Consider the following 2,399-nt stretch of genomic DNA (forward strand, 5'->3'; position numbering starts at 1 on the left):
TCGATCTGGACCCCAAACGATTAATTTACCAATGAGGGAATCGTAATAAGGGGGGATACTGTAATCCGTGTACACGTGGGAGTCAATCCGCACGCCGGGTCCTCCTGGTGGCAGATAACCACTAATTTTGCCAGGGGCGGGGCGAAAATCATGATCGGGATCTTCGGCGTTAATCCGGCATTCGATGGAATGTCCTCTCAAAATTACTTGATCTTGTGTCCAGCGCAGTCTTTCACCTTGAGCAATGCGAATTTGTTCTACTACTAAGTCTATGCCAGTAATCATTTCTGTGACTGGATGTTCTACTTGTATGCGGGTATTCATTTCCATGAAATAGAATTTACCGAATTTATCGAGGAGAAATTCGATAGTTCCTGCGCCGGTGTAGTTGATAAATTGGGCTGCTTTGACGGCAGCCTCGCCCATTTTTTGCCGTAATTCTGGATCTAAGGCAGGACTGGGAGCTTCTTCTAGGAGTTTTTGGTTACGACGCTGAATTGAACAATCTCTTTCACCTAAATGGATGACGTTACCGTAGTTATCCGCTAAAATCTGAAATTCAATGTGGCGGGGATACTGCAAGGTATAGTTTAACAAATTCCTCTTCAGAACGTACCAGCCGCATTCCTCGACCTCCACCGCCGGCGGTGGCTTTAATCATCACAGGATAACCGATTTCTTTGGCGATCGCTAATCCTTGTTCTTCCGATTCTACCAGCCCTTCACTACCGGGAACTGTGGGTACACCGGCTTTTTGCATGGTTTCTTTGGCGGTGGACTTATCCCCCATCATCCTAATCGCTTCGGGACTAGGACCAATAAAAGCAATGTGATGGTCGGCACAAATTTCTGCAAACCTGGCATTTTCTGACAAAAACCCATAACCAGGATGAATTGCACTGGTATTGCGCGTTAATGCAGCCGCAATAATGTTGGGAATGTTCAAATAACTTTTGCTGCTGGCAGGTTCACCAATGCAAACCGCTTCATCTGCCAGTTGGACGTGTAGCGCGTTTCTGTCAACAGTAGAGTGAACGGCAATTGTGGCAATTCCCATTTCTTCACAGGCGCGGAGAATGCGAAGGGCGATTTCTCCTCGATTAGCAATTAATATTTTGTCAAATTTCATTTTCTAGTGACGATATCAGTACCAGTAGATTGACATTTTCTCCCATCCTGCTGACATAAAGCTGTTGCATTACTGTAAATCGTGACAGGATATCCCCAAACATCATTCTTAGCAGACTATTAGATTCTGTGGCATCTTTGCTAGACCTTTTAATATGACTTGTCTTGTAACTATATTTCTGTCAGTCTCATACCCATTCAAAAAAATCTTTGCAAAAATTTTGGAAAATATTGCACTTAAGAGATTTTTTTATGTTATACTGTAATCTGTGTTGGACTCGTGCGGATGTGGCGGAATTGGTATACGCGCACGCTTGAGGGGGCGAGTTCGAGTCTCGCCATCCGCATTTTACTAAGATGTAATTTACCCGCCGTCATTAATGTTTGACTGCGGGTTTACATTTTTTAGGCAACAGGCAAGAATTTCCCAACGCACAACTGACCATCTTTAAGATATTGGTTTTTCTGCTGGAATGATGGATAGTATATAAATAGATTAACTTTTGTAAAGAACATTGACTACTATTTTTAATCCGACACATAACTTAATCTTGCCAAGTGCTTGGCATTGTCTTACTCCCCTCTGGCAAGGAGGGGAAGAAGTAGTTAAACGCGGTTTACCTCATACCCAGTTAGCACCAACTTGGCAATTACTATTATTGGGTGATGGTTCTCCTACAAGGCACGTACAACTGCTAACTGGTGAACCAACGGAGGTAGACGTAATTGATATGTCCACAATTGGCATGGATACGGATGGTGCGCCCACAATTATACAAATGTTGCCTGGTCCAAGAGTACGCCGACAGGTGTGGGTCAGAACTGCCTCTGGTCAACGTTTATATTATGCTGCGTCCTGGTGGGAAGCAAGTCATGTAGATGAATACTTACAAAACAAGTCTTTACCAATTTGGGCAAGTTTGGCGCGGTTACGGACTGAGTTGTATAGAGATGTGCAAGGTATTTATTATGGTAACTCAGAAGCGTTAGAGTCAGGTTTTCAGGAAAAGGGGCCATTTTGGGGTCGCCATTATTTATTTTGGCATCATGGACAACCGCTAACTTTAATTTATGAAGTTTTCTCGCCTTTTTTAACTAAATATCTAGGTGCAATGAATTATGAAGGTTAATTTTCTCCATGACTAATATCCAAAACCAGATAGGGTCAAGGTTTCATCTACAGCAGTTGGGGAAACTAATAGACTTTTCATGTCAAATTTGTGTCATAATCAACTCTAAATGAGGGAGAAAATGACTTTTTGACTAAAGGG

The 2,399-nt window shown here is 42.7% G+C and carries 1 protein-coding gene, 1 tRNA gene and 1 pseudogene; 2 read left to right on the forward strand and 1 reads right to left on the reverse strand.

The window, feature by feature from the left end; genetic code table 11:
• A pseudogene (locus tag CUN59_RS02760) lies at positions 1-1,129 on the reverse strand (acetyl-CoA carboxylase biotin carboxylase subunit); the annotation flags it as partial.
• Positions 1,130-1,410: 281 nt separating this feature from the next.
• Here CUN59_RS02760 and CUN59_RS02765 point away from each other — a divergent pair.
• Together CUN59_RS02765 and CUN59_RS02770 are read left to right on the forward strand one after the other, a co-directional pair.
• Positions 1,411-1,475, forward strand: a tRNA-OTHER gene (locus CUN59_RS02765).
• Between the two features lie 168 nt (positions 1,476-1,643).
• Entirely contained in the window at positions 1,644-2,258 is a 615-nt protein-coding gene (locus tag CUN59_RS02770) for a chorismate lyase (protein ID WP_104386400.1), read from the forward strand.
• Positions 2,259-2,399: the final 141 nt, after the last annotated feature.

Origin of the sequence: Cuspidothrix issatschenkoi CHARLIE-1, from assembly GCF_002934005.1 — a bacterium.
Classification (GTDB): domain Bacteria; phylum Cyanobacteriota; class Cyanobacteriia; order Cyanobacteriales; family Nostocaceae; genus Cuspidothrix; species Cuspidothrix issatschenkoi.